The organism is Maritimimonas sp. 2405UD52-3 (assembly GCF_056591715.1).
This window is the reverse complement of sequence record NZ_JBWQOL010000006.1, coordinates 16,157-42,348: the sequence shown is the minus strand read 5'-3', so window position 1 is coordinate 42,348 and position 26,192 is coordinate 16,157. Positions and strand designations below refer to the sequence as shown.

At 33.7% G+C, this 26,192-nt stretch carries 20 protein-coding genes; 5 read left to right on the top strand and 15 right to left on the bottom strand.

Annotated features, from left to right (window positions below; translation table 11 throughout):
• Positions 1-1,032 carry an oxygen-dependent tRNA uridine(34) hydroxylase TrhO gene (gene trhO / locus AC1EU5_RS13595; RefSeq protein WP_480192952.1) on the bottom strand — a complete coding sequence of 344 codons (1,032 nt, stop codon included), beginning with the start codon at positions 1,030-1,032 and terminating at the stop codon, positions 1-3.
• A gap of 154 nt (positions 1,033-1,186) precedes the next feature.
• Between trhO and AC1EU5_RS13590 the strand changes: the two genes are divergently transcribed.
• On the top strand, positions 1,187-2,194 hold the full coding sequence (locus AC1EU5_RS13590) for an aspartate-semialdehyde dehydrogenase (protein ID WP_480192951.1): 1,008 nt from the start codon (positions 1,187-1,189) through the stop codon (positions 2,192-2,194).
• A gap of 3 nt (positions 2,195-2,197) precedes the next feature.
• Here the strand turns inward: AC1EU5_RS13590 and AC1EU5_RS13585 are convergent, their stop codons facing one another.
• The 7 genes from AC1EU5_RS13585 to AC1EU5_RS13555 form a co-directional block, all read right to left on the bottom strand.
• Positions 2,198-4,123, bottom strand: a complete 1,926-nt coding sequence (locus tag AC1EU5_RS13585; protein ID WP_480192950.1) for a LysM peptidoglycan-binding domain-containing protein — start codon at positions 4,121-4,123, stop codon at positions 2,198-2,200.
• A gap of 11 nt (positions 4,124-4,134) precedes the next feature.
• Positions 4,135-5,667 carry a glutamine-hydrolyzing GMP synthase gene (gene guaA / locus AC1EU5_RS13580; RefSeq protein ID WP_480192949.1) on the bottom strand — a complete coding sequence of 511 codons (1,533 nt, stop codon included), beginning with the start codon at positions 5,665-5,667 and terminating at the stop codon, positions 4,135-4,137.
• 50 nt (positions 5,668-5,717) lie between these two features.
• Positions 5,718-6,581 carry a hydroxymethylglutaryl-CoA lyase gene (locus AC1EU5_RS13575; protein ID WP_480192948.1) on the bottom strand — a complete coding sequence of 288 codons (864 nt, stop codon included), beginning with the start codon at positions 6,579-6,581 and terminating at the stop codon, positions 5,718-5,720.
• A gap of 32 nt (positions 6,582-6,613) precedes the next feature.
• A complete protein-coding gene (locus AC1EU5_RS13570) occupies positions 6,614-7,237 on the bottom strand; it encodes a LysE family translocator (RefSeq protein ID WP_480192947.1) in 624 nt (207 codons plus the stop codon).
• 72 nt (positions 7,238-7,309) lie between these two features.
• Positions 7,310-8,305 carry a type I glyceraldehyde-3-phosphate dehydrogenase gene (gap, locus tag AC1EU5_RS13565; protein WP_480192946.1) on the bottom strand — a complete coding sequence of 332 codons (996 nt, stop codon included), beginning with the start codon at positions 8,303-8,305 and terminating at the stop codon, positions 7,310-7,312.
• A gap of 16 nt (positions 8,306-8,321) precedes the next feature.
• Positions 8,322-9,308 (bottom strand): 6-phosphofructokinase, encoded by a 987-nt coding sequence (gene pfkA, locus AC1EU5_RS13560; protein WP_480192945.1) that lies wholly within the window; start codon positions 9,306-9,308, stop codon positions 8,322-8,324.
• A gap of 122 nt (positions 9,309-9,430) precedes the next feature.
• On the bottom strand, positions 9,431-13,846 hold the full coding sequence (locus AC1EU5_RS13555) for a translocation/assembly module TamB domain-containing protein (RefSeq protein WP_480192944.1): 4,416 nt from the start codon (positions 13,844-13,846) through the stop codon (positions 9,431-9,433).
• A gap of 137 nt (positions 13,847-13,983) precedes the next feature.
• Between AC1EU5_RS13555 and tsaD the strand changes: the two genes are divergently transcribed.
• Entirely contained in the window at positions 13,984-15,006 is a 1,023-nt protein-coding gene (gene tsaD, locus AC1EU5_RS13550; protein ID WP_480192943.1) for a tRNA (adenosine(37)-N6)-threonylcarbamoyltransferase complex transferase subunit TsaD, read from the top strand.
• Between the two features lie 61 nt (positions 15,007-15,067).
• Here tsaD and capB read toward each other — a convergent pair whose 3' ends face one another.
• The 3 genes from capB to AC1EU5_RS13535 form a co-directional block, all read right to left on the bottom strand.
• Positions 15,068-16,315: a cysteate-C-fatty acyltransferase gene (capB, locus tag AC1EU5_RS13545; RefSeq protein ID WP_480192942.1), complete on the bottom strand. Its 1,248-nt coding sequence runs from the start codon at positions 16,313-16,315 to the stop codon at positions 15,068-15,070.
• Between the two features lie 135 nt (positions 16,316-16,450).
• Positions 16,451-17,488, bottom strand: a complete 1,038-nt coding sequence (gene capA, locus AC1EU5_RS13540; RefSeq protein WP_480192941.1) for a cysteate synthase — start codon at positions 17,486-17,488, stop codon at positions 16,451-16,453.
• Between the two features lie 59 nt (positions 17,489-17,547).
• Entirely contained in the window at positions 17,548-19,719 is a 2,172-nt protein-coding gene (locus AC1EU5_RS13535) for a S9 family peptidase (RefSeq protein ID WP_480192940.1), read from the bottom strand.
• A gap of 69 nt (positions 19,720-19,788) precedes the next feature.
• On the opposite strand from AC1EU5_RS13535, the gene AC1EU5_RS13530 reads away from it, so the two are divergent.
• A complete protein-coding gene (locus tag AC1EU5_RS13530; protein ID WP_480192939.1) occupies positions 19,789-20,112 on the top strand; it encodes a YbaB/EbfC family nucleoid-associated protein in 324 nt (107 codons plus the stop codon).
• On the opposite strand, the gene AC1EU5_RS13525 is transcribed toward AC1EU5_RS13530, so the two are convergent.
• The 3 genes from AC1EU5_RS13525 to ligA all read right to left on the bottom strand — a co-directional run bounded on the left by AC1EU5_RS13525 (position 20,095) and on the right by ligA (position 23,444).
• Positions 20,095-20,670 carry a lysoplasmalogenase gene (locus tag AC1EU5_RS13525; RefSeq protein ID WP_480193088.1) on the bottom strand — a complete coding sequence of 192 codons (576 nt, stop codon included), beginning with the start codon at positions 20,668-20,670 and terminating at the stop codon, positions 20,095-20,097. The genes AC1EU5_RS13530 and AC1EU5_RS13525 overlap by 18 nt on opposite strands.
• Before the next feature lie 99 nt (positions 20,671-20,769).
• Positions 20,770-21,447, bottom strand: coding sequence for a lysoplasmalogenase family protein (locus tag AC1EU5_RS13520; RefSeq protein ID WP_480192938.1), 678 nt, complete (start codon positions 21,445-21,447; stop codon positions 20,770-20,772).
• 2 nt (positions 21,448-21,449) lie between these two features.
• Positions 21,450-23,444 (bottom strand): NAD-dependent DNA ligase LigA, encoded by a 1,995-nt coding sequence (ligA, locus tag AC1EU5_RS13515; RefSeq protein ID WP_480192937.1) that lies wholly within the window; start codon positions 23,442-23,444, stop codon positions 21,450-21,452.
• A gap of 126 nt (positions 23,445-23,570) precedes the next feature.
• Between ligA and AC1EU5_RS13510 the strand changes: the two genes are divergently transcribed.
• Both AC1EU5_RS13510 and AC1EU5_RS13505 read left to right on the top strand, forming a co-directional pair.
• Positions 23,571-23,954: a hypothetical protein gene (locus tag AC1EU5_RS13510; RefSeq protein ID WP_480192936.1), complete on the top strand. Its 384-nt coding sequence runs from the start codon at positions 23,571-23,573 to the stop codon at positions 23,952-23,954.
• On the top strand, positions 23,932-24,612 hold the full coding sequence (locus AC1EU5_RS13505) for a hypothetical protein (protein WP_480192935.1): 681 nt from the start codon (positions 23,932-23,934) through the stop codon (positions 24,610-24,612). The genes AC1EU5_RS13510 and AC1EU5_RS13505 overlap by 23 nt, the downstream gene beginning before the upstream one ends.
• A 95-nt stretch (positions 24,613-24,707) precedes the next feature.
• On the opposite strand, the gene AC1EU5_RS13500 is transcribed toward AC1EU5_RS13505, so the two are convergent.
• Positions 24,708-26,150 (bottom strand): glyceraldehyde-3-phosphate dehydrogenase, encoded by a 1,443-nt coding sequence (locus tag AC1EU5_RS13500; protein WP_480192934.1) that lies wholly within the window; start codon positions 26,148-26,150, stop codon positions 24,708-24,710.
• Between the last annotated feature and the right edge of the window lie 42 nt (positions 26,151-26,192).

Sequence of the window (26,192 nt, the reverse complement as noted above, 5' to 3'; positions counted from 1 at the left end):
CTACTTTTTGAATTTCAATACTTCTGAGCGTCCTTTCTTAAATATCTTATTGCTATTGTGTTTTCCTTTTCGGAGTCTTTTTTGTTCTTCAAATGGAAGATTAAAGATCTCTTGACAATCTGCTGAGCAGCATCCTTGCATTTTTTCTTTGCACTCATTACATTGAATGAATAACAAATGACAAGCTTCATTCTCACAATTCACATGAGTATCGCAAGGGTTTCCGCATTGATGACAATTGGCAATTACATCATCAGAAATTCGTTCAGCTCTACGGTGATCAAACACAAAATTTTTACCAATAAATTTATTTTCTAGATCCTTAGCCTTGACCTGACGCATATATTCAATAATACCTCCTTCTAACTGATACACCTTTTTAAACCCTTTATGCTTATAGTAAGCACTAGCTTTTTCACAACGAATACCTCCAGTACAATACATTAAGAGATTTTTGTCTTCTTTATATTCTTTTAAATCTTCTTCGATAATATCTAATGAATCTCTAAATGTGTCTACATCAGGCGTAATTGCTCCATCAAAATGACCTATTTCACTTTCGTAATGATTACGCATATCTACACAGATGGTATTAGGATCCTCAAGTAATTGGTTGAACTCCTGAGCTTTTAAATGAACTCCTTTATTGGTAACATCAAACGTGTCATCATTCAAACCATCTGCTACAATCTTATGGCGGACTTTAACCTTCAATTTTAAAAACGACATATTATCTTGCTCAACAGCAATGTTCAATCGTATATCTTTTAAGAATGATATACTATCTAAATGCTCTTTAAAAGCACTGAAGTTTTCTGCAGGAACCGATAATTGTCCATTTATACCTTCATGGGCTACATAAATTCTGCCAAGAACATCAAGCTCGTTCCAGGTAACAAATAAATGATTTCTAAATAATTGTGGATTTCCAATTTTGGCGTACTGATAGAAAGACAATGTTAATCGTTGCTGGCCTGCTTCTTCAATTAACGCTGCTCTTTCCTTTGCACTTAAGGTATTGTACAGTTGCATGCTATACTAATTTTAAGTTTAAAAGAATGTTATAAATTTCAGCAAAAGTAATAATTTTGATACATATTTAACTTTAGAACATTTTTATTGACGAATTTGTTTGCTATTGTGTCTTTTTTATGACCTTTGCGAATACATTATTAAAAATAATATTATGAGAGTAGCAGTAGTTGGAGCAACAGGAATGGTAGGAACCGTAATGTTAAAAGTATTAAAGGAAAGAAATTTTCCTATTACTGAATTAGTACCTGTTGCCTCTGAAAGATCAGTAGGGAAACAAGTTGCATTCAAAGGAGAGCATTATACAATTGTTGGATTGCAAACCGCAGTAGATATGCATTTAGATATTGCTATTTTTTCCGCGGGTGGTAGTACTTCCTTAGAATGGGCGCCTAAATTTGCCGAAGTTGGCACTATAGTCATTGATAATTCATCTGCATGGAGAATGGATCCAACCAAAAAATTGGTGGTACCAGAGATTAATGCTTCTGTTCTTACAGAAAATGATCTTATTATTGCTAACCCCAACTGTTCTACTATTCAGATGGTTGTTGCTCTAGCACCATTACATCAAAAATATGATATTAAAAGATTGGTTATTTCTACCTATCAATCCATAACAGGCACAGGCGTAAAAGCAGTGCAGCAGTTAGAGAATGAATATAATAATGAAAAAGGAGATATGGCTTATCCTTACCCAATTCATAGAAATGTCATTCCTCATTGTGATGTATTTGAAAGTAACGGATATACCAAAGAAGAACTCAAGTTGGTTCGTGAAACACAGAAAATATTAGATGATAAATCCATAGCTATTACAGCTACAGCTGTTAGAATTCCTGTTGTTGGAGGGCATAGCGAAAGTGTAAATATTGAATTTGAAAATGATTTTGATGAGTCTGAAGTTCGCCAATTATTAAGTGAAACTTCTGGGGTTACCGTTCAAGACAATACAGATACGAATACTTACCCAATGCCTATTTATGCAGAAGGTAAAGATGATGTTTTTGTGGGTAGAATCCGTCGTGATCTGTCGCAGCCTAAAACACTAAATATGTGGATTGTTTCAGACAATCTTCGTAAAGGAGCCGCAACCAATGCTGTTCAAATAGCTGAGTATTTAGTTGAAAATAACCTTATTAAAAGTAGTGTAGCTTCTTAACTTTTATTCTGCTCCGGCTATTTCTTCTTTTTCAAGATTATCAACAGGTATAATGTTAAGACCATCATATTTCATTAAATATACACCCTGGTTTACATAACCATGTGTACCCTTAGCATATTTAAATAAGCTGCTTGTTCCTTCCAAATAGCCTTTTGTTAAAGCTTTGGTTGTTTCTGGATATGTGCCAAAACGCATTAATGCGTCATATGTTACATCAAAACCTCTAAATGCATATTCAGAAGGATCAACATAATTCTTGGCTTTAAAAAGCTGAATAAATTCTTTTACCTTACTATCTTCTTGATTAATATAACTAACAGTGGGGTAATGAAAGTTTACATGAGCCAAACTATTATTGCTTACATCCTTAAAATTATTTCCTTTATTCATTGAAAACAACGTTGCTTTTACTTTTTCTGGTAATACTCCTAAATTTTGAACAACATCTGTTGTAACAATAGGGTCATTACTGATCAAGACAATTATATTTTCTTCTTTTTCTGAAATGTTTTCCTTAAAAAGTTCAGGACTTATATAACCCTTTTTTGGTTTTAGAACCGTAATCTCTCTTAAAGAATCTAGTTTCTTAAGAACATTCAATGTTTTGTTAACTCTTGGTAAAGAAGTCTTAATGGTATCTGTCACCACTAAAAATTGTTGTCCTTTATAAGAAGCTTTTATATAGTTTAAAACAGCATCTTCCATATTTGATTCACTTGCTGTTGATTGAATCAAATAGTCATTATTTATTACAGAATGATCTTTTTGCGATAATGGAGAAACGATAGGAATATTTTTAGTGGCAAAAACCTTTGATACAAACTCAACATTATTATAAAAAAGCGGACCAATAATAACATCCGTACTATCGAAATCTCTACCTGTTAATAGGCTACTCACTTTAGTCTTACTATTTTGAGTATCATACACTTTCAATGAAACTGAGAGACCTTGTTTTTTTGCTATTTCTAATGCTAGCATAGCGCCTAAGTAAAAATCGGTGGCTATATCACTAGTTCTACTTTTCTTAAAATCTATTCTTGGCTTATTACTCATGAGCGGAAGCATCATGGCTACTCTCAACTCCTTACCAGGAAGTATCATTGGCTCAAAAACTATAGTAGATGTATCTTCTTCTACCAATGGAATCCTAATGATCATACCTTCCTTTAGGCCATCTTTCAAGTCAGGATTGTTTGTAATAAGGTATTCTTCAGTAATTTCAAATTGCTTGCCTAGACTGAAAATAGTTTCGCCTTTTTCTACCCTATGCATGGTAAATCCTTCTTCTTCATTAGGAATTTCATCTGTATCAGGAACAACTATGACTTCACCTAACTGTAAACCTCTACCTTTTATAGAAGGGTTCAAATCTTCTAATTTCTCTATGGAAATACCAAAACGTTTTGAAATACCATATTTAGCTTCTTTCTGTTTTACTATATAAGGCTTAGTAGTTACAGAGGAAGGTTTATTAACGGCTTCTCTTAGGTATCGCGAAGGTGCTGGAAATTTTATTACCTGACCAGCCTTTAGGTTATCATACCTTAGGAAAGAATTGTGTTTACGTAACACATTCTTTTTGACTCCAAATTCTCTTTTTAATTTCGAATAATTCTCTTTAGGCTTTACCTTATGATATAAAAAACCATTCTCTACATAATCATCACCAAATTCCTTACGTTCTGCAGCCGGATTATACGATTTATTTGGAATAATCAATATGTTGCCCTCTTCTATTTTTTGATTGTCTTTTAGTTCTGGATTTAATTTCAGTATGGTATATGGTGTAATGACCAATTTTCTGGCAATACTTTGTATTGTTTCGCCTTGCTGAACTTCATACGTAATGTACTTTTTCTGTTGAGAAAAAGTAACTGAAGTAGCTATAAAAAAGAATGCTAAAAGTAATACGATTTTCTTCATTATAATTTTCTTTATTCCCATTCTATAGTTGCTGGAGGCTTTGAGCTAATATCGTATACTACCCTATTCACTCCTTTTACATTATTGATAATTTTATTTGATGTTTCTTGTAAAAATTCATAGGGTAAATTTACCCAATCAGCAGTCATACCATCCGTAGATGAAACTGCTCGTAAAGCTACAACTTTTTCATAAGTGCGCTCATCACCCATAACACCTACTGAATTTACCGGTAGTAACATTGCCCCTGCCTGCCATACATCATCATATAAATTCCATTTCTTCAAACCATCTATAAAAATAGCATCTACTTCTTGTAGCATACTTACTTTTTCTTCAGTTATATCTCCTAAAATACGAATACCTAATCCTGGTCCTGGAAACGGATGTCTACCCAATAAAGATGCATCAATTCCCAAAGATCTGCCAACGCGTCGTACTTCATCTTTAAAAATCATTCTCAAAGGTTCTACAACTTTCAACTTCATAAAATCTGGTAATCCACCAACATTATGGTGACTTTTTATAGTTGCCGAAGGTCCTCCACTAACAGAAACAGATTCAATTACATCAGGGTAAATGGTACCTTGACCTAACCAAACTACATCTTGTATGTTGTGCGCCTCATCATCAAACACTTCTATAAATGTATTACCAATACCCTTTCGTTTTTGCTCAGGTTCTGTAATTCCTTCTAGAGCCTTCAAAAAACGTGCCGAAGCATCTACTCCTTTCACATTCAGCCCCATGTGTTTGTATTGATCTAATACATTTTCAAACTCATTTTTACGTAGTAGACCATTGTTCACAAAAATGCAATATAGGTTGCTCCCTATTGCTTTATCTAACAAAACAGCTGCTACTGTAGAATCTACCCCACCAGACAGTCCCAGCACCACTTTATCATTGCCTAACTTTTCTTTTAATGATGCAACTGTAGTTTCTACAAAAGAATCAGGTGTCCAGCTTTGTTCAACATTAGCTATATCCACCAAAAAATTCTTTAATAATTGTGCTCCTTGAGTGGTATGATAAACTTCGGGATGAAACTGAATAGCATAAGTATCTTCACCTTCAATTTTAAAAGCAGCATTAATCACATCATGAGTACTAGCAATGCGCTTATAATTTGAAGGTATTTCTATAATAGTATCTGAATGGCTCATCCAAACCTGGCTATCATCATCAATATTATTAAACAGTTTTGATTCTACATCAATCAACGTCAATTTTGCTCTACCGTATTCTCTAGTATTGGATTTACCTACTTTACCACCAAAAAAATGCACTAAATATTGTGCACCATAACAAATACCGAGTAAGGGTTTCTCACCTTTAATTTTTGACAAATCTGGTTTAGGGGCATTCTCTGAATTTACAGAATAAGGGCTTCCTGATAAAATAACTGCTTTAAAATCGTCTGGGTTGAATTTAGAGCTATTGAAAGGATGAATTTCACAGTATATATTAAGCTCTCTGATACGTCTGGCAATCAACTGAGTGACTTGCGAGCCAAAATCTAGAATAAGTACCTTTTGTTGCATTCGCAAAAGTAAAATTTAATTCACAATTGACATAAGGGTTCATATAAAATTTAGTGTGCCAGAAATACCTTAGATGATTCCTTAAAGGATATTTTAAATTTGGCAAGGTCAATACCTGTAGGAATATCTCTTTCATCAAAATATTCCACCAATTTTTCTGTTGGCATATTGCCAGTCAGTTCATCTTTAGCCATAGGACAGCCTCCGAAGCCTTTGATAGCACCATCAAATCGTAAACAGCCAGCTTTGTAAGCAGCATTTACTTTTTCAAACCATTTGTCTGGAGTAGTATGTAAATGTGCACCAAATTCTATGTTCTGATACTTTGGAATTAAATTTGAAAATAAATAGTCAATAATATCTGGTGTTGAGCTACCTATAGTATCAGATAAAGAGAGAATTTTCACCCCCATAGAAGCTAGTTTTTCAGTCCATTTCGCAACAATATCAACATTCCATGGATCACCATATGGATTCCCAAACCCCATTGACAAATAAGCCACAACCTCTTTATTTGTTTTATCTGCAAGGGTAAGTATTTCATCGAGTACTAAAATAGATTCGTCAATTGTTTTACTGGTATTACGCATTTGAAAATTTTCAGATATTGAAAATGGATATCCTAAATAACTTATTTCATCAAATTGAGCAGCATCATTTGCGCCACGAAGGTTTGCCACAATTGTCAATAATTTACTTTTTGTAGATTCTAAATCCAATAGCGATAGTACCTCAGCTGTATCTCTCATTTGGGGGATAGCTTTTGGAGAAACAAAACTTCCAAAATCTATGGTGTTAAAACCTACATCTAGCAAGGAGTTGATATATGTAGCCTTTACTTTAGCAGAAATATGATATTCTTTGATGCCCTGCATGGCATCTCTTGGGCATTCTATGATTTTAACTTCAGTCATCTATTTTCAAAGATACAAAGTTGCATCGTCTGTCAATCCGAAAAGACAATAAAAAGAGCTATCCCAACAAAAACAATAATTTGAAGCCATTTTAGGGCATATCCAACACCACTATGCTTCTTTAGGTACTCAGAAATTACTCCAGCCATTATGGCTATCAAACAAAAAATCATCAAAGAAACTCCCATAAAAGTAAAACCTAGGATGAAAAATTGATACGTAGTATTTATGGTATTACTAAATAAAAAGCTAGGAAAAAAGGCTAAGAAAAATATAGACACTTTAGGGTTCAAAACATTCATTACGAAACCCTGTTTAAAAAGCTGCAATGTACTTTTCTTTTCCACTGTTTCAGTTTCTAAGTCAATTTTAACATCGTTTTTAAAAACTTGGTATGCTAAATACAAAAGATACATTGCACCAAAAATTTTTAAGGCTAAAAACAAATTCTCATTTTCTTTGATAACAGCAGAAACACCAAAAGCCACTAGAGACGTATGAATAATACATCCTGTTATAAGACCTAAAACAGTAGCTATGCCATATTTTACGCCATTAGTAATACTCTGTATGAGTACAAAAATATTGTCGGGGCCAGGTGAAATAGCTAACAAGGACGTAGCTCCAATAAAAGATACTAAGATAGTATAATCCATAAAAAAAATCCTGTTACCATTTTCAGATAACAGGATTTAAATGTAATAAATAATCTACTATTTAAAACAAAGTTATAGTGAAGCTGAATATTCTAATAAATCAACAATTTTTGTAGAATAACCATACTCGTTATCATACCAAGAAATAATCTTTACAAAGGTATCTGTTAATGCAATACCTGCATTGGCATCAAAAACAGAAGTACGAGGCTCTCCAACAAAATCTTGAGATACAACTTGTTCTTCAGTATAGCCTAAAATACCTTTAAGCTCTCCTTCAGAAGCGGCTTTCATAGTATTACAAATCTCTTCATAAGAAGCAGCTTTTGCCAAATTCACAGTTAAATCAACTACAGAAACATCCATAGTAGGCACTCTAAATGCCATACCTGTTAATTTTCCGTTTAATTCAGGAATTACTTTTCCTACAGCTTTAGCAGCTCCTGTAGTAGAAGGAATAATGTTTCCTATTGCAGATCTACCTAGTCTCCAATTCTTAGTTGAAGGAGAATCTACAGTTTTTTGAGTTGCTGTTGAAGCGTGCACAGTAGTCATCAATCCATCAGCAATACCAAAATTATCATTTAGTACTTTGGCTACAGGTGCCAAACAGTTGGTAGTACATGAAGCATTTGACACTATAGTGTCTGACGCTTTCATACTTTTATGATTCACACCCATAACAAACATTGGTGCATCTTTTGAAGGTGCCGAAATAAATACCTTTTTAGCGCCACCATTGATATGTAGTTGAGCCTTATCTAATGTAGTAAATATACCCGTAGACTCAATTACATAATCAGCTCCTACAGCATCCCATTTAATATCTTCAGGGTTACGTTCTGCAGTAACACGGATCTCCTGCCCATCAACCACAAGTTTACCGTCCTTTACGCTTACGTCACCTTCAAAATGACCGTGCACTGAATCGTACTTTAATAAATAGGCCAAATAATCAACTTCTAGTAAGTCATTTATTGCTACTATTTGAATATTACTTCTTTTGATAGCTGACCTAAATGCGATTCTACCAATTCGCCCAAAACCGTTTATTCCAATTTTAATCATAATTCTTTATTCTTTTTTATACTGATAATATATCTGATATTCTTAATAATTCTCTATTTATTTCATGTGAGGTTTTAATGGCGGTCTCAATATCAGAAGTTACAATGCGACCATTGACAAATCCAACCATGGAGTTTGATTTGCCATCTAATAATTCTTCAACAGCCTTTACTCCCATTTTACTAGCCAAAACCCTGTCAAAGCACGTAGGTGAACCTCCTCGTTGCATATGGCCCAAGACGGAAACTCGTGCTTCATAATCCGGCAAATTCTCTTTCACATATTCTGCTAATTCAAAGACATTCTTGCCAATTTTATCGCCTTCTGATACTACTACTATACTAGATGTTTTACCAGATCGTTTACTGCGTTTAAGCGATTCTAACAATCTATCTAACCCAAGGTCTTCTTCAGGTATTAAGATCTCTTCAGCTCCAGCACCAACTCCAGCATTTAAGGCTATAAATCCTGCATCACGCCCCATAACTTCAATAAAAAACAAACGGTTATGAGAACTGGCAGTATCTCTAATTTTATCAATGGCATCTACCACAGTATTTAAAGCTGTGTCATAGCCTATAGTAGAAGTTGTACCGGCAATATCATTATCAATAGTCCCAGGAATTCCGATAAAAGGAATTTCATGTTCTTTACCAAAAACGACCCCACCTGTAAATGTACCATCTCCTCCAATTAGGATTAGACCATCTATTTCAGCTTCCTTTAAATTTTCGTGGGCTTTTTTACGACCTGGCTTTGTTCTAAATTCTGTAGATCTGGCAGATTTCAGTATTGTGCCACCTTTGCCAATAATATTTTTTACGCTTCGGGCATCAAGTTCAACATAATCACCTTCAATCATCCCTTGATATCCTCTGTAAAAACCAACACATTTTATTTTGTAGTATGCACAAGCTCTAACAACAGCTCGTATTGCAGCATTCATACCCGGGGCATCACCTCCAGAGGTAATTAGCCCTATTCGTTTTATTACTTTACTCATGGTTTAATTAGACTTGTAAAAATAAAAATTATAAACTTAAGAGATTATTAAATGGATGTTTTTATACGAAAACGTTATCGTATAAAAACACCTATAAATAACTGAAAATAAAGATTATTAAATTACGGTTTCGTTACCGAATCCTTTTTTACCGTAGTGAAATTCAGAAGCTTTCTTTTTGCTTTGAGAGAATCTTTAGATTTAGAACCCTTTTTTGTGTTTTTTTTGCCAAATACTTTCTCTTTTAATTCCTTCCCGCTATCAAAATCTACGCGATACGACAAACCAATACCTTGTGTGTACCCTTCTTCATCTGCAACTGTAAACTGCACTTCGTTTTGTCTGTTGTAAACCTTAGCTCTAAATGTCTCGGCTTGGTTTAAGGGTAATTCTAACTCAACTTCACCAACAATGCTTGATTGGGTATTACCGCCTACAGGCACTCCAACTTTACCGTTGTAGATCAATTTCTTTCCTATTCTTCCTGAGACTGTCAAACCTAACTGATCATCTGTTTGTAATGCAGAATTTAAGGTATTCCCTCTTTGTCCTGGATCATATGTCACTCCAACCTGAAAAATATCACCTTTACTTTTTAATATGTTAGATAATACATCTGATATCTTTTCTGATAGAGTTCCCGTTAAAGCCGCATTACCATCAAAATTTAAATTACCCTCATCAAGATTTATAAATGAACCTGTAGTCAATAATGAGAAGAACTGTGTCATTTTTCTATCTTCATCACTTAATTTGAAGGCCAATTCAGAATTCACCTGAGAGCTAGCATTAGGTATTTGAAGATCAAAAGCTATATCAGAATTCAATAACTGCCCTGTAATATTTGCAACTAAATCTATGTCTAATTCTCTAGAAGAAACATTATCTAATAATACAGCTGGATTTGCTCTTGTTCTATATACAGCTTTGATATTACTCAAATACGCATCAAAAGGATTCCCATTCCAAACTACAATACCACCAGGTTGAACAATAAAATCCTTATTGACAATATTTCTAAACTCATAAATTCCATTGTCAACCACATATGAGCCATAAATCTCAAACTTACCAGTAGTGTTTATCGCTACAGACATAAAACCATCTCCACTTCCCCTTAAGATACTTCCCGTATTTTTATCAACAACTATTTCGGCTATCGCATCTTTAGTAACTGTTAAATCCATATTCAATGTAAGACCTTTAACCTCATCAAAGATGATCTCCTCTACTTGATTTTGGTCTTCGCCCTTATTTGTTTTGGTAATAAAATTAATAAGTTTAGAATCACCAACAGTTGTAACATCACTTAAAGGAATAATGAATTCCGTGCCGGAATTGGTAGTTGCAGTAGCATCAATTACCAAACCATCAGTTGGTCCTTTTATACTCGCTTCACCGTCAATGAAAATACTACCATAATAAGGAACATCTTCTTGTTCTTGTGTATTTAAGACTAATAAATTATCTGTTTTTACATTTAAATCTAGTGCCCAATCCAGAAATTTAACATGTGATATACTACCTGATAAAGTAGCCTCGGTATCATGCACTTCATCTAGCAAAGTGGTTGGTAAAAACTGAAATTGCTGCTTACTTAAATTTACTTTTGAGGTACCAATTAAATCATAATTGACGTTTAAATAGGGTATTGATAACCCACCCTTTTTAACTAATAACTCACCATCTATATCAGGATTTGCCAATAAACCCGTCGCTATTCCCTTACCTGAAACTTCACCTCGTATTTTGTCGATTACTCCTTCCCCTAAAGGATTAAAAGGATGCAACTGAAATTTATCTAATTCAAAATTTGCAATAATGGTTGGTTGGCTATCTTCAAAATCTATTTCCCCTCTGGCATCAAAACTTTTTAATTTATCATTTTGAAGTGAAGCATTGACTATATATTTTCTTAATGATTTATCACCCTGAGCACTTACTATCAAATCACCCTCATTAAAATTATTTACATAAAAATCATTAATCACAAGGTTGGCTAATGGTGCCGGAGTTCCTTTAATTTCTTTATAATTAATAGATCCATTAACTAGACCTCTTAATGCCAAACTATCAATTTTAGGTGTAATACCTTCTAGCTTTACATTCTCTAGATTTAGTGTAACGTCTTTATCATTTCTTCCGGCAAATACTCCTGCGAAATCTAACTTTTGAACACCAGAAACGGCATTAAATTTATCAAAAGCAAACGTGCTTAAGTTTTCATCAAAAACAACTTTATTTTGTTTATTGTTGGTAGGATTTATTTGCCAGTTATTTTCTTTAAATTTTATATTTGATTTCTTTAGACCAACAACAGAACGATTATCTTCATTAAGCGTATGGTAAAAACTTAAGTCAAATTTTTCCTGTGCCCTTTTACCCCCATAAAAATCTGTTCTAAAAAATAAGGTGTCATTCAAAGTAACGTTTACCAAGTTTAAATCAGCAATATTATAGTACTTTGTGTTGACCTTATTAATACTTAACAAAGTATTATATAAAGGATTCTTGTTGTCAACTTGTAATCGAATATTTTCGGCTAAATTTTTATATGCCTCTACCTTAGGTGATCTGAATGTTAATTCAAATTTTTCAGTATCAGCCACAATTTTCCCCTTTATAGACGTATTAGAACCTAACTTAACATCTGGGAAAAAAACTTCAACAATTTTGTTATAAATCTTAAAATTAAAATCTAAAAACTGACCTGAAGTCACTTGCTCAGGTTTATAATCAGTATAAATACTACCTAGAGAATTCTTCGCTAGTTTTCCCAACTGCTCAAATTGAAAACGGCCTTTTAAGGTGCCATTGACAATATCTGTAGAATTTATGGTAATTACCCTGGTTGTGTCTGCATAGGTAGAACTTACGTTAAAGTCTTTGAAAAAGTAAGAATCGTTTTGATTCGTGTAAGAAGCATCCTTGAAGTTGATACTTCCGTATATATTGTCAATGGTATTTCCAATAAGATTGATATCTATTTTGCCTTTTAAAATGGCTGTGGAATCCCTCTTGGATAAGTTTAGATTATTAAATTCTGAATGAGCGACATCCGCTTTAAAATCAAACCTATAAACTTCTGAAGATAAGTCGGCTAGACCGTTAAATTTCATTTTTAAATTCTCATCATCTGCTATCAATTCTCCATTAAAACGCTTATTTTCAAAGTTGCCATTGACCAAAATATTGCTATAGGTATATCCTTTATATTGATGTTTATATACTTCACCTTTAATATCCGTATCCAAATTTTCAAGTGTAAATCCCTTACCTTTTACATCTGCAGTTAATGACAATTTCCCTATAAGCGAATCGTTTACAATCTTGCCAAAATTTAAATCAATAAATTCTACTCTACCTTGATACTTTGCGTTATCAATGTCATCAATATTGGTCAATTCTAAATCTGATATTGTTCTTCCTAAAGCACTATTCATTACCATATTGGCATTTACACTTTCTTCCGTTATAAAAGAAGTACCTGCAATAGAAAATCTGCCAAACTTACTAAAGGTACTTGGTAAGGTCTTACCAAGAATATTAGGTAATAGTAATTTTAAATTCTGATAATTAGAAGAAAGCTCATAGATCTTCGCATCTAATGAAAATCCGTTTTCTGTATTTACTACATTTTTAAAAGTAAAATCACCATTGATAACAGAATTCCTATTTGAAGTCAATTCTAAGTTACTCACTTCAAAATGATTTAATGTACCTTTTACATTCCCCGTAAACTTTATAACATCATTTTTACCAAACTCTTTGTACAATTTTTGAAGATCTACTAATGAAATCGTTGATTCTGTGAAATCACCTTCAATTAATACCTTATTGTTAAAGTCAGAAAGATCCTCAATGTTATAACTAAAAACAATATCTCCATTGAGCAATGAACCATCTGTTTTAAGCTTAGTATTCTTAAAAAACATATTCTCTTTGGTATAGGTAAAATCTGTAGTCAAATCTTTTACTATAATTCCATTATTATCAATAAGAGCGACATTCCTAACATTTCCTTTTACAACAGGTCCTTCAATCTTAAAATCTTCTACTCTACCCTCTATATTTTTATAAAATACAATTGGTATTTCTTGCTTGTTACGATCGTATAAAATAAAATTAGCACCACTCAGATTTAACATTGAAGAAGAAAGTAAAAAAGGTGGTGTTCCAGGTTTTCGTTCTGAACCGTCGTCAAACTTATCTACAAAAACAGATAAATTATCTTGATCCTCTCCTTTATGAGTGATCATATTGAGTATTAGACCATCCATATCCACTTCTCCCAACTCAAGACTATTATCAAGAATATTTTTGTAACTAAATATAGAGGTAGTAAGGTTTTTGATATAAATAAGTGAATCTTTACGATGATCTTTAATGTCAATATCTTTAAGTTTCACATTTCCTAAAAAGGAAAGATCCACTTTCTTTACCAGAATGTTAGTATCGTAGGTATCGTTGAGTTGAGAAGTGGCAATTTTTCCTAGTTGGGTTTGAATAAATGGAAGTCTCAATAAGATTACGCTCAAAATAAGAAACAGTAATAGAATTACCACAACCCTTTTTGTTATTTTGAGCGTTCTTTTGATCCCTTTATTTCTTTAGATTTGCAACTTTAAAAGTACTGATTTTATTAGCACAATTTTTGTGCCTTTTTTCATTTTTAATGAACAAAAATACTATATACTTACTTGCAATAGAGTCTTCTTGCGATGACACCAGTGTAGCTATTTTACAAAACGATAAAGTATTGTCAAATGTTGTTGCTAATCAAGAAATACATGCCAAATACGGAGGTGTAGTACCTGAACTGGCTTCAAGGGCACATCAACAGCATATTGTTCCAGTAGTGCAGCAGGCTCTTGAGCAAGCAGGAATTGATAAAAAAGAATTAAATGCCATTGCCTTTACAAGAGGACCTGGCTTAATGGGTTCTTTGTTGGTAGGCACTTCTTTTGCTAAATCTATGGCTTTAGCTTTGAATATTCCGTTAATTGCTGTGAACCACATGCAAGCCCATATTTTAGCCCATTTTATTAATGACAAAGCACAACAAAAACCTGAATTCCCATTTATTTGTTTAACAATTAGTGGAGGCCATACTCAGTTGATCAAAGTCAATGATCATTTTGATATGGAAATTTTAGGAGAAACTATAGATGATGCTGTGGGTGAAGCTTTTGACAAATCAGCTAAGATTTTAGAGTTAGCATATCCCGGAGGGCCATTAATCGATAAACATGCTCAGTTGGGGAATCCAAAGGCATTTGAATTCCCTATTCCAAAAACAAAAAACGAACTTGATTTTAGTTTTAGCGGATTGAAGACATCGATTTTATATTTCATTCAGAAAAGAACGAAGGAAAATCCAACATTTATAGAAGAAAACCTCAACGATATCTGTGCCTCTATTCAATATACAATTATTACTATTTTGATAAAGAAACTTCAAAAAGCCGCTCGGCAAACTGGTATACAACGAATTGCCATTGCCGGAGGTGTATCAGCTAATTCAGGAATCAGAAAAGCACTAAATGAGAATAGCCATGGATGGAAAACGTATATTCCTAAATTTGAATATACCACTGATAATGCAGCGATGATAGGTATAGTAGGATACTATAAATTTTTAAAAGAAGATTTTGCAGATTTTTCTATTTCTGCAAAAGCGAGAATTTCATTTCCTTAAAAAGAAAAATTCCAAATCTCAATAAGAAATTTGGAATTCATTATCTATAATTTTTCTTAACTTATTGGGTAATAGCTTCGGCTATTCTTTTATAAACACCACTTCTCAGCTTTGTTCTAATTCCTGAGAAAGCTTCTATTGTTTCTTTAACATCCTCCAATGTATGTGTTGCCGTAGGAATTAAACGTAAGATGATCAATCCCCTTGGAATTACTGGATAGACTACTATTGAACAAAAAACACCATAATTTTCACGCAAATCATGTACCATAGCCATTGCCTCAGGGATATCGCCTTTTAAATACACAGGTGTGATACATGTCTGAGTAGTTCCTAAATCAAAACCTGCAGCTCTAAGTCCGTTTTGCAGTGCATTGGTATTTTCCCAAAGTTTTTCTTTTAGCTCTGGCATTGAGCGCAACATATCTAGACGTTTTAAAGCACCCTTTACCATAGGCATAGGTAATGACTTAGCAAACATTTGCGAACGCATATTGTATTGTAAGAATTGAACTATTTCTTTATCGCCTGCAAAGAAAGCTCCAATACCTGCCATAGACTTTGCGAATGTTGCAAAATACACATCTATATCGTCTTGAACGCCTTGTTCATAACCGGTTCCTCTACCTCCTTCACCAAGTGTACCAAAACCATGTGCATCATCAACTAGCAATCTAAAGCCGTACTTTTTCTTTAATTCAGCAATCTCTTTAAGTTTTCCTTGCTCTCCACGCATGCCAAAAACACCTTCAGAAATAACCAAAATACCTCCGTTATTTTCATTAGCCATTTTCACAGCACGCTGTAAGTTCTTTTCTAAACTTTCAACATCATTGTGCTTATAGACAAATCGTTTACCAGCGTGTAAACGAACACCATCAATAATACATGCATGCGTGTCCATATCATATACTATGACATCATTTTTAGACACCAATGCATCAATTGCAGAAACCATTCCTTGGTAGCCAAAATTCACTAAATATGAAGCCTCTTTACCAACAAATTCAGCACATTCTTGTTCTAATTGTTCATGGTATTTTGTGTGGCCCGACATCATCCGGGCTCCCATAGGGTATGCCATTCCGTATTCTGCTGCAGCTTCACTATCAACTTTCAATACTTCAGGATGATTTGCTAAACCCAAGTAGTCATTAATACTCCAGGTAACTACTTTCTTACCATTGAACATCATTCGGTTAGAAATAGGTCCTTCTAATTTTGGAAACACATAGTATCCTTCAGCTTGCTTAGCCCACTTTCCTAAAGGGCCTTTGTCTTTTATAATCCTGTCAAATAAATCTTTCATCTCTCCTTGATTTTTAGACGGTTGCAAAGTAACTACTTTTTTAGGGCTATACAAAGACTATCTCTTTAATTTTTTAACAAAAAAAGGAGGCATCTTATTGATAAGAGCCTCCTTCATCATTGTATAAAATTGAGTTTATTTTATATATTCTATTACCTCTTGAGCATATTTTTGCGAATCGAAAAAACCTTGTTCTTGCATCCAAGTATCACTATATACTTTGGCCATATATCTTGAACCGTGGTCAGGAAAAATAACTACCACTTTACTATTCACATCAAACTCACCTTTTTCCGCCAATTGCATAACCGCCTGCATAGCTGCGCCACTAGTATAGCCTGCAAAAATACCTTCTGTTAAAGCTATTTCTCTTGCTCTATGTGCACTGGTTTCGTCACTGACTTTTTCAAATTTATCAATTATATCAAAATCAGTAGCAGTTGGAATCAAATTTTTACCTAGTCCTTCTATTCTATAAGGGTAGCTTTCTTTAGGATCTAGCTCACCAGTTTCATGAAACTTCTGTAGTACAGAACCAAAAGCATCTACACCAATAATTTTGATATTTGGGTTTTGTTCCTTTAAGAAACGTGCAGCTCCAGAAATAGTACCACCTGTACCACTGGCCGCTATTAAATGCGTAATTTGACCTTTGGTCTGTTCCCAAATTTCAGGACCTGTAGTATTATAATGAGCTTCCATATTTAACTCATTAAAATACTGATTGATATATACAGAATCAGCAATCTCAGCATGTAGTTTTTTGGCCACATTATAATAAGATCTCGGGTCATCGGCACTAACATGAGCCGGGCACACATATACCTTAGCTCCCATAGCCTTTAACATATCAATCTTATCTTTAGAAGATTTAGACGAAACAGCAAGAATGCATTCATAACCTTTTATGATACTCACCATAGCAATACTAAACCCGGTATTACCCGAGGTAGTTTCTATAATGGTATCACCATCTTTAAGAATACCTTTTTTCTCAGCCTGCTCAATTATATGAAGCGCTATTCGGTCTTTGGTTGAATGTCCGGGATTAAAACCTTCGAACTTCGTGTAGAACTCTCCTTCAATATCCTCCGTGATCTTATTTAATCTGATCATTGGAGTGCAACCAATCAGTTCTAACACATTTTGGTTTACACCTAAATTTTGTTTCATAATAACTTAAATACAGTTCGTATTAAATTAACCGCGCAAATTTAATATTTTTTTTTTAATTACTTTTTTATACCCTCTAAATCAATTAGGAAGGCATAATCGCGGGCTCTTTCCTTCAATGCATTGAACCTTCCTGAGGCTCCACCATGACCCGCTTCCATATTTGTATGCAACAGTAGAACGTTATTATCTGTTTTATATTCTCTTAATTTAGCTACCCATTTTGCTGGCTCATAATATTGCACCTGAGAGTCATGCAATCCTGTGGTAACAAGCATATTAGGGTATTCTTGTTTTTCTACTTGATCATAAGGTGAATAAGATAACATATAGTCATATGAATCCTTATTATTAGGGTTTCCCCATTCATCATATTCAGAAGTGGTTAAAGGAATGCTTTCATCTAACATTGTAGTCATTACATCTACAAAAGGTACCGCGGCAATAACACCATTAAATAATTCAGGGTTCATATTTACAATTGCTCCCATTAATAATCCACCGGCTGAACCACCCATAGCATATAAATGGTCAGAAGAAGTATAATTTTCAGCTATAAGTCCTTTTGCCGCATCTACAAAATCAGTAAATGTATTTTTCTTATTAAACATTTTACCATCTTCATACCACGCTCTTCCTAAGTATTGACTTCCACGAATATGCGCTAGGGCAAAAATGAAACCACGATCTAACAGACTTAATCTCGTAGTACTAAACCCATCAGGAATAGTGGCGCCATACGATCCGTAAGCATATAATAATAAAGGTGTGTCCTTACTTGGTTTTATATCTTTTCTTCTAACTATAGAAACTGGCACTTTCTTACCATCTCTAGCATCTACCCAAATACGTTCACTTGTATAGTTGCTTTTATCAAATTTTCCACCTAGCACTTCTTGCACTTTTTTGACCTCTTTACTTTTGTTTTTCATATTGAAATCAATGACGGAAGCTGGTGTTGTAAAAGAATTATAACCATAACGGATGATATCTGTATCAAAATCAGGATTACTATACACTCCAACAGAATAGGTTTCCTCATCAAATGGAAGATAATAGTCAACGGTATCATCCCATCGTTTAATACGAATCTTGTTTAAACCATTAGTGCGTTCTTCTAAGACCAAATAATCTTTAAAAATGGAAATATCTTCTAATAGTGTATCCTCTCTATGAGGAATGACATCTACCCAATTCTCCTTTGAAGTTTTATCTTCAGGAGTCTTCATTAATTTAAAATTTGTAGCGTCATCTTTATTGGTAAGAATATAAAAATGATCACCATAATGTGATACACTGTATTCTAAACCGCGTGTTCTAGGTTGGATTACTTTTAGTTCTCCATTAGGGTTATTAGCATCTAATGCTTGATACTCTTGAGTAAGTGTACTGTAGGAGCCAACCATGATGTACTTTTTTGATTTTGTTTTGTAAACAAAAGCATCAAAAGTTTCATCTTTCTCATGAAAAACTACCTCATCTTTTGAAGAGTCAGTTCCTAGAACATGCTTATATATTTTTTCACTTCGTAGTGTTACTGGGTCTTTCTTGGTATAAAAAATAGTCTTGTTATCATTGGCCCATGTTGCGCTTCCAGTAGTATTTTCAATTTTATCAGGATACATCTCACCTGTTTCTAAATTTTTGAATTGCAAAACATATTGGCGACGGCTTACGGTATCTAAACCAAAAACCGCAATTTTATTATCCTCGCTAACATTTACACCTCGTAAGTTATAATAATCATAACCTTCTGCCATTTTGTTAACATCAAACATGATTTCTTCTGCAGCATCTAAGCTTCCTTTTTTACGAGAAAAAATAGGGTATTGCCCTCCAGTTTCATATCTGGTTATATAGAAATAACCATTATTCTTGTAGGGTACTGATTCATCATCTTCTTTAATACGAGCTTTCATTTCTTGAAACAAAGACTCTTTTAATTCTTTTGTATGTGCAGTAATGGTATCGTAATACGCATTTTCAGCATTTAAATAATCAAATACTTTTTGCGAATGCTCATCAGGATCTTTAGCGTTACGTTGTGCATCAGTTAGACGCATCCAATAATAATTATCAATACGAACATCTCCATGTTTTTCTAGTTCTTTGGCCTGTTTTTCAGCAACAGGAGGCTGTACATTTGGTAATTTCATTTTCTTATCTTGAGCTTTACACAAAGGCACAAAAGTAAGCGATACAATTATAAAAGCTTGAAATAAATTCTTCATTTTTTAAGGGATTGAATAGGTCGAAAATAGTAATTTTGCGAGTACTTAATTGTTAAAATTTTTAAAATTATGTTTGGAGACCTTGGAGGAATGATGCAAAAATTAAAGGATGCGCAGCGAAAAGTTGAAGAGACGAAAGTACGTTTAAATACGGTTCTAGTTGACAGTGAATCTAGTAATGGCAACATAAAAGTTACCGTTACGGCCAATAGAGAAGTGAAATCTATCGCTGTTGCAGATGAACTCTTAAATGACAAAGAGGAGCTAGAAGATTATTTAATTCTCACCTTAAATGACGCTTTAGCAAAGGCAACCAAAATACATGATGCGGAAATGGCAGTTGCAGCCAAAGATGGTATGCCAAATATTCCAGGGTTAGACAACTTTATGTAATTCTTCTTCAATTAACGATTTACAAATAAGGTATTGAGCTATTGCATAAGTAATCATTATAACAGCAGTTAAATTTACTTCTGTGAACAAAAACTTATTAATGGCTATTGTAGCGTCTGAAACAATAAAAGTGCTTGCTCCTAAAAACAATAAAAAAGCTTTCTTGGATTTTATTTTCAAATAATTATAAAGAGCTAATGCACCAAGCAAACTGATTGTAATTCCATAGATTAATACAGGGAATAAAAGCTCATTTAAATTAGGATGAATAAGACGCATCAGAATTATAAGAAAAGCTATAAAAGGTAGAACAGAAATTAAAAATCTATTGACTTCTATTTTTCTGATCTTTCTTAAAATAATGGTTATATATAATAAATGCGCTAACAGAAAAGAACTTAATCCCAACATGAAGTATCGTTGCCCCTTAGATAACAGAAATACGTCTCCAAGAAAGGAAAACAATAGTCCAAAAATCAATAAATAGTTCAGCTTTGAAGTTGACTTTAAATAAAATAGTATTAATGTTGGTATGATGAGCGGTTTAAAAATGTACATCAAACTATTGATACCAGTATACGATCCTACAATATGGAGTAATGTAGCGACCATATAAAGAATCAATAAAACAGAGAAAAATTTAGCGGTGCTCATTAATTAATCTGACTTCGCTTGTAGCTTTAGGTCGCTTTCAGAATAGGCCCTGGCGATGAAATAAAGAGATAATGTATACAAAGCAATATTGATAAGTCTATACGTTACTTTTGAAACATTAATACGGTCTAAACCTCTTGCTATAGCAGCTAAAATAAATAATGAAGTACCAATTAAATTAAACAGTGAAACTTTGTCCTTTTGATCTAGATACAGGTAAATGGCAAATGAAGCATAGATAGCCAGAATGCCACCAAAAACATGAAATAATAAAGATATTTGTCCTGCATTAGTAAATAAAAAATATTGTACAGCAGTCAAGACCGCAACCATTATTAATGTTATTTTGAAAAACTTAGTAGTATTCATTTCACCAATTTCTTCTGCTACTATGAGCATATTCAAAATAATAAATAATAACGTACTAAACATACCTAAAACAAAACGCCCTTCTGTTGGATCAATCATTAAAACATTTCCTAAAAAAGTAAAGAATAAAGAAGCTATAAAAAGCCAATTTATCTTTGGGGTTATAGAGATGTAAAATAAACCTGCAGTAGGCGCTATTAAAGGTTTTGAAAAGTAAATCAGTGTTTTATTTTGAGCAGCAAAACCGTAAGCATACATTAACGCTGCTATAAAAAGTACGATTAATAGTATATTTTCTTTTTTTAATTTCATAGCTATAGCATAGCTAGATAATCATCTTCAGAAATAATAGGTATTTCCAAATCTTCTGCTTTTGTTTGCTTACTAGGCCCCATATTATCGCCTGCCACTATAAAGGTAGTCTTTTTTGAAATAGAGCTAGACACTTTCCCCCCATTATCCTCAATAGATTTTTTAAGTTCATTTCTACTCAATTTTGTAAAAACACCAGATACCACAAATATTTTTCCCTGTAACTTATCTGTTTGTCCTTCTTGTGCCTCTGCAGAAAGCTCTAATTGCACCCCATAATTCTTAAGGCGGCTGACTAATTCTATATTTTGAGGATTTTGGGAAAAATCAATAATACTTTGTGCTATACGATCACCAATTTCATCAACGGCAATCAATGTCTCAAAGGATGCTTGCATCAACGCATCTAAATTTTTAAAGCGTTTCGCCAATTTCTTGGCCACTGTTTCACCTACGTATCGAATTCCCAAGGCAAACAATACTTTTTCAAACGGAATCTGTTTAGATGCCTCAATTCCATTAACTAAATTTTGTGCAGACTTTTCAGCCATACGCTCTAATGGAATTACTTGCTCAACAGTCAGATCATATAAATCAGCAAAGTTTTGAATTAAACCTTCTTTATAAAGCAGTTCTACCGTTTCAGCACCTAAGCCATCAATATCCATAGCTTTTCTGCTAATATAATGTTGAATACGTCCTGTTATCTGAGGTGGGCAACCATATTCATTAGGACAATAATGCTGTGCTTCACCCTCTTTTCTAATCAATTCTGTATCACATTCAGGGCAAAGTGTAGCGTACTGGGTAGGTTGAGAATCTTTAGGGCGTTTTGAAAGATTAACGCTTATTACTTTAGGTATAATCTCGCCTCCTTTTTCAACAAACACAGTATCTCGCTCTCTAATATCTAATTTGGCAATTTGATCTGCATTATGCAATGAAGCTCTTTTTACAATTGTTCCAGCCAATTGTACAGGTTCTAAATTAGCAACCGGGGTAATGGCACCAGTTCTTCCTACCTGATAGGTAATTTCATTCAACACAGTACTTTCTTGCTCTGCTTTAAATTTATAAGCAATAGCCCATCTAGGGGCTTTAGCAGTATACCCTAGTTCTTCTTGTTGGTACAAGGAGTTTACCTTCACTACCACACCATCTGTTTCATAAGGTAGGTCATGTCGGGCTTTATCCCAGTGATTAATAAAACCAAATACCTCATCTATATTATTACATACTTGAATAGCAGTAGGCACTTTAAATCCTATCTTACGAGCACCTTCAAGCGACTCATAATGTGTTTTAAAGGGCAATTTACCAACCATATGATACAAAAGACAATCAAGAGGGCGTTTGGCAACTTCTGCACTATCCTGTAATTTTAAACTACCACTAGCTGTATTTCTAGGATTTCGATAAGGCTCTTCACCCTGAGCTATTCGTTCTTCATTCATCCTGTTAAAACCCTCAAGTGGTAGTATAATCTCACCTCGTATTTCAAAATTGAGTACAGAGCTTTCTTTTAGTTTTAATGGGATTGATCGTATGGTCTTTATATTGGTTGTAACATTATCTCCCTGAAAACCGTCACCACGCGTAACTGCACTTTTGAGCTCACCATTTTCATAGGTTAAATTAATAGACGCACCATCATATTTTAACTCACAAGTATATTCAATCTGATCAGTTCCCAAAACTCGTTGTAATCTTTTTTCCCAATCAAGTAAATCTTCCTTGGAATAAGAATTATCTAAAGAGTACATTCTGTTTTTATGCGTAACCGTTTCAAAATTTTTAGTGATTTCTCCTCCAACACGTTGGGTAGGCGAATTGTTATCAAAAAATTCAGGATGTTCAGCTTCAAGCTTTTCAAGTTCTTTAAGCTTCACATCAAATTCATAATCTGAAATAGTTGGTACATCTAGCACATAATAGTTATAGTTATGCTCACGAAGTTCGTCTCTTAGCTTTTCAATTTGGTCTTTAATTGATGGCATGTGTTCAGTTCAAATCTATTGGTTAAAAATAATGAAAGTCTATTCAAATTCCTTAAAAGATTATACTTAAAAACAACTTCACACGTTATGGATAGCACTAAAACTTAATCAAAATCAACATTTATTATGAAAAAATTAAATTCACTTATTCTTTTAGCGTTCATTTTCAGTCTTTTAATTGCTTGCAGCAGTGATGATGACTCAAATGGAACTACAGAAAACGCCATTTCTACAACTGTGTTAGATAATGGAATTTTTATTGAAGGAGCCACAAAAAATTCTGGAACAGCTCCTGCTCCTGCTGGAAGTTTAGACTTTCAAATTGACACTCAAGAGCAAGACGCTTTCCAATCTACCGGTTATACCATCAAATTTGCATCAAATGACAATGTTGCAGGTGCATATATTCAATTAAAGGATGTAAATGGCAATATAGCCGATGGTTATTTTGACGTACCCTCATCTGCATTTAGTACTGAAACTAAGCGTGCAATACATAAAAAAAAATAAAGGACTTAAAACTATTTCAAAGTCTGCTGTTGATGGCGAATATGAAATAGATGTTGATTTTGAAAATACGATTCTTCCTGGTGAGTTTTGCTATGAGATTTGCATTTATGATGCAAATGGTAATATTAGTCAAATTCAAGAAGTATGTGTAGATGTTGAAGCTTGGGGAGGAAATGATAGTATTGTTGGTGAATGGATATTTGATAGATATGAGCCAGCAAATGCGAATTCAGATACTACTATTATAGAATGTGAAGTAGAAACTATTGAGGTATTTTATAATAAGTATGAAAAAAATGATTGGGTACTTGCCTTGAATTCTGATGGTTCATATTATGAAATTTATGATGAAATTTATCAGATTTTAGATTTCTCAGCTTCAGCTAATGCATGTGCACCTATTTACTCTGAAGATATTATAGAAAATAATGAAAAGTTCTCTGGGTATTGGTCATATAGCCAAGAAGATGAGTCATTAACAATAGTTGATTTTGCTTTTGAAAACTTAATTAGTGGTGAGACGGAAGAATATGAAGACGGTGAATTGTATTTTGAAGGCGCTGGTGCAGAAGTAATCAATGATGAGTTAGTTCTTAGTGAAACTTTCTTAGAAAGTGGAGAAAGTGTAAACTATAAAGCTATCTTTAAAAGAAATTAATATTTTCCAATAGAACATTTAGAAAACTAAAAACCGAGGCTTATACCTCGGTTTTTTTATAGATTCCAGATCAAGTCTGGAATGACAAATTATCATTAATAATAAGTATAACGCCTTACTTTAGCAATATGCTTTGCTAAACGAATTACCTGATGACTATACCCATATTCATTATCATACCACACATACACCACGGCTGTTTTTCCATCAGGAGTTACTATGGTAGCATTGCTATCAAAAATGGCTGGTGCTGAAGTACCTACAATATCAGAAGACACTAGCTCATTACTCAATGAGTATTTAATTTGCTCAACCAGATCACCTTCTAAAGCATATTTTTTCATTGTAGCATTTAAAGCATCTGCGCTAGCCGCATTTTCTAATTGTAAATTTAAAATAGCTAAAGAACCATTAGGTACTGGCACACGAATAGCATTGGAAGTCAACTTGCCTTCTAACTCAGGTAATGCCTTGGCTACTGCCTTACCTGCACCCGTTTCTGTAATGACCATATTTAGTGCTGCCGCCCTACCTCTACGGTATTTTTTATGCATATTGTCTACTAAATTTTGATCATTAGTATATGCGTGTATGGTTTCTAAATGTCCGGATTCAATACCAAAGCTATCATTAATAACTTTTAGAATTGGCGTAATAGCATTTGTAGTACAAGAAGCAGCTGAGTAAATATCAACCTGATCAGGGTCATAATCTGCGTGATTTACCCCATGTACAATATTTGGTACTCCTTTACCTGGTGCAGTAAGCAATACCTTACTTACTCCATTCGCTTTTAGATGTCTCCCTAAACCTTCTTCATCTCTAAACGCTCCTGTGTTATCTATAACTAGCGCATCATGAATTCCATATTGGGTATAATCTATAGTTTCAGGCGCATTTGAAGAAATGATATAAACGGTAGTTCCATCAACTATTAAGGCTTTATTTTTAACGTCAGTTTTTACGGTACCCGGAAAATCACCATGTACAGAGTCACTTCGTAATAATGATGCTCTTTTTTCTAATACGGTTTCATCAACTTCTCCTCTGGTAACAATAGCACGCAAGCGCATCTGTTTGCCTCTACCGGTTCGTGTCATTAATTCACGAGCCAACAAGCGTCCAATTCTACCGAAACCATAGAGCACAACATCTTTTGGTTGAAAGTCATTAGAATTGTTAGCATCCTTTAATTTATTTTGGATGAATAACAGTACATCTTCAGAATCATCTATATGAAATTCATAGGCAAGTTTACCAATATCTAATTTGGCAGGTGGGAAATTCGACTGCTTTAATGCTCGGGCAATTTCAACCGCATCAAAAATTGAAATAGGCTTTTGTACAAAATCCCCAGCATAGTCAATAAGATTTAGAATTTCACTAACGTTTCTATCGATCAGTTGATTTCTGAACAAAACCAGTTCAATAGCATTATCATACCAAAGATCACTGATAATATTAATAAATTCTACAGTAGCTCTTCTCCTATCTGCCTGAAAGGCCAGTTCTTTTTCATAGGAATCATTTGTTAACATAGGTAACTATTTATTGGTTTCAAAATTTTCGGCAAAATTACA